The sequence below is a fragment of the Dietzia sp. B44 genome (genome assembly GCF_014145245.1).
Taxonomy (GTDB): Bacteria; Actinomycetota; Actinomycetes; order Mycobacteriales; family Mycobacteriaceae; genus Dietzia; species Dietzia natronolimnaea.
In genome coordinates this window covers 1-2,614 of the sequence record NZ_JAALEF010000459.1, presented here as the reverse complement: position 1 = coordinate 2,614, position 2,614 = coordinate 1, and the positions used below count along the sequence as shown (strand labels likewise).

At 72.0% G+C, this 2,614-nt stretch carries 4 protein-coding genes; 3 read left to right on the top strand and 1 reads right to left on the bottom strand.

Features of this window, described 5'->3' with window-relative positions; translation table 11 throughout:
• Both G6017_RS16940 and G6017_RS14130 read left to right on the top strand, forming a co-directional pair.
• Nucleotides 1–274 (top strand): putative sulfate exporter family transporter (locus G6017_RS16940; protein WP_241731566.1); only part of this gene is annotated, 274 nt, incomplete at its 5' end.
• 59 nt (nt 275–333) lie between these two features.
• On the top strand, nt 334–1,410 hold the full coding sequence (locus tag G6017_RS14130; protein ID WP_182617932.1) for an NAD-dependent epimerase/dehydratase family protein: 1,077 nt from the start codon (nt 334–336) through the stop codon (nt 1,408–1,410).
• A 34-nt stretch (nt 1,411–1,444) separates the two neighbouring features.
• Here the strand turns inward: G6017_RS14130 and G6017_RS14125 are convergent, their stop codons facing one another.
• On the bottom strand, nt 1,445–1,885 hold the full coding sequence (locus tag G6017_RS14125) for an SRPBCC family protein (RefSeq protein ID WP_179523687.1): 441 nt from the start codon (nt 1,883–1,885) through the stop codon (nt 1,445–1,447).
• Nucleotides 1,886–1,933: 48 nt separating this feature from the next.
• Here G6017_RS14125 and G6017_RS14120 point away from each other — a divergent pair, with 48 nt between their 5' ends.
• Nucleotides 1,934–2,572, top strand: coding sequence for a DUF1697 domain-containing protein (locus G6017_RS14120; RefSeq protein WP_182617930.1), 639 nt, complete (start codon nt 1,934–1,936; stop codon nt 2,570–2,572).
• The last annotated feature ends 42 nt before the right edge of the window (nt 2,573–2,614 follow it).

Here is a 2,614-nt window from a genome sequence, read left to right as displayed (position 1 = left end):
TCCGCCGCTGGTCCCCGGGTTCGTCGTCGCGTTCCTCGCCCTGGTCCTCCTGCGCTCGTCCGGGCTCGTCCCCGACCCGGTCGTCGACGCCGCCTCGCTTGCGCAGACCGTCCTGCTCACCTGCGCCATGTTCGCCCTGGGGATCGGTGTGCGGGTGGCCGCGATGCGCAGGGTCGGCGCACGCCCGGTCATCCTGGCCGCCGCCTCGACGGTGTGGGTCGCGGGCCTCGCGTTGGCCGGTGTCCTGCTCATCACCCCGGCGCTCGGCGGTTGACGGCCGCGACCCGGGAGGTACCGTCGACCGGACTGACGGGCTCGGGCGAGGAGGCCGGAATGCGGATCGTGATCATCGGCGCGAGCGGGAACGTCGGCACCGCGCTGCTCCGTCGTCTGCGCGAGACGCGCTCCGGCGACCGACTGGTCGGGCTCGTGCGTCGGCCACCGGATCCCGTCGGCGAGTACCGCGGAGTCGCCTGGCACGCGCTGGACGTCTCCGGTCCGGACGCGGCCGGCGAACTCGGTCGACACTTCGTCGAGGCGGACGCCGTCGTCAACCTGGCCTGGGGTTTCCAACCCACCCGCAACATCGGCTACCTCGAGAGCGTCGGGGTCGGCGGGACCGCCGCGGTGCTCGGGGCCGCACAGTCGGCCGGGGTGGGCCTCCTGGTCCACATGTCCTCCGTGGGGACGTACGCGCCGGGCCGCCACGGTGAGCACGTCGACGAGACCTGGGCGAGGACCGGGGTGCCGAGCTCGGCGTACAGCCGACACAAGGCCGCGGCGGAGACGCTCATCGACGACCACGAGAGTCTCCTCGGGGCCGATGCCGTGCCCGTCGCCCGGATGCGCCCGGGCTTCATCGTCCAACGAGCGGCGGCGAGCGGACTGACCCGGTACGGACTGCCCGCCTATCTGCCGGCGCATCTCGCGCCGCGGGTCCCGCTGCTGCCGCTCGACAGGAGCCTGTGCCTGCCCCTCGTCCATGCCGACGACGTCGCCGACGCCGTCGTGCGAGTGATCGAGCAGGGCGCCACCGGCCCGTTCAACCTCGCGGCCGAACAACCGCTGACCAGGGACGACCTCGCAGAGGTGCTCGGGGCCCGGGCGGTCCACATCCCCCTGCCGCTCCTCGGGGCCCTCGTCGGTCTGACGTGGCGGGCGCGCCTGCAGCCGGTGGACCGCGGATGGCTGGACCTGGCGTTCGCCGTGCCCCTGCAGGGCTGCGCCCGGGCCCGCGACGAGCTCGGATGGGCACCGGCCTGGGCGCCGACGGAGGCCATGGCCGACCTGCTCGACGGCATCGCGCACCTCGCCCACACCGGGAGTGCACCACTGCGTCGCAGATCCGTGCCCGACCTGGTGCGCCGCGATCTGACCGACGGACTGATCTCCTCCCGCCGGTTCTCCTGACCGGATCCCATCCCCGAGGGCTCGGGGCGAGCGATCAGCCGTGCCGCCGCAGGACCTCGTCCCGCAACCCCGTGGTGGCCACGTCGGCGATGTGCTTCTGCGCCTTCTTGACCACCGCACCCGGCAGCTTGATCTTGAGATCCACCTCGAGGTCGAAGACGACCTCGGTGGTGCCGTCGCCGTTGTCCGTGAGCACGTAGCGGGCGTTCTGGACCTTCTGGGAACCGCTCTCGACCAGGGACCAGCTCACCTCGCCGTCGTACCACTCGTAGCGCACGACCATCTCGTCGGTGACGCCGTACTGGGACACCCGCTCCCACACGACGATCGGCCACCCCTCGTCGTCGGCCTCCCTGACCTCGACCGCACGGTGGGCGCTCGACCAGTCGACGAGGGACTCGACGTCGGCCAGGACCTCCATGATCTCGGGGACGCCGGTCTCGATCTTCACAACGGACTGCACTGACACTGCCATGGCGGGAAAGCTACCCGCGCGGGCCTGCGCCGGGAGGAAGATCGGGACATGAGTACCGGATCGGCGGGCCCACACGCCGGGGAGCATCGGAAGGTCGTGCTGCTCCGCGGGATCAACGTCGGAAAGAGCAACCGGATCGCGATGCCCGACCTGGTCGCGTGCACGGAGGCCGCGGGCGGGACGTCGGTCACCACGGTGTTGGCCACCGGCAACGTGCTCGTCACCGATCCCCGACCGGTGACCGGACTGCGCGCGGCACTCGAGTCCGCGTATGCGGAGAGGTTCGGCTACACGGCGGTCGTGCAGGTCCTCACCCTCGACGCGGTGGCGACGGTGGTGGCCGCGTACCCCTTCGACACGTTGCCCGAGCACCACGACTACGTGGTGTTCTCGGACGACCCGGAGGTGACGACCCGGGTGACGGTGGCGATGCGCGCGGCCATCCGGGAGGTCGGCGAGGCGGCCGCCGGCGCCGACGCGCATGCCGGGGCCGGGCCGGCCACCGACAGTGAGACGACCGTCAGCACGGAAGCGGTCGCCGAGGGCGCGGGCTGTGTGTACTGGCGTGTCCCCCGCGGCTCGACGCTGACCTCCGACGCGTACAAGGTGCTCGACGGCCGGGAGAACAAGCGTCACCTCACCACCAGGAACCTCAGGACCCTGGACAGGATCCTCGCCGCGGGGTGAGTCAGGGACCCGGTGGAAGCCAGGGACCCGGGGGGTCAGGGA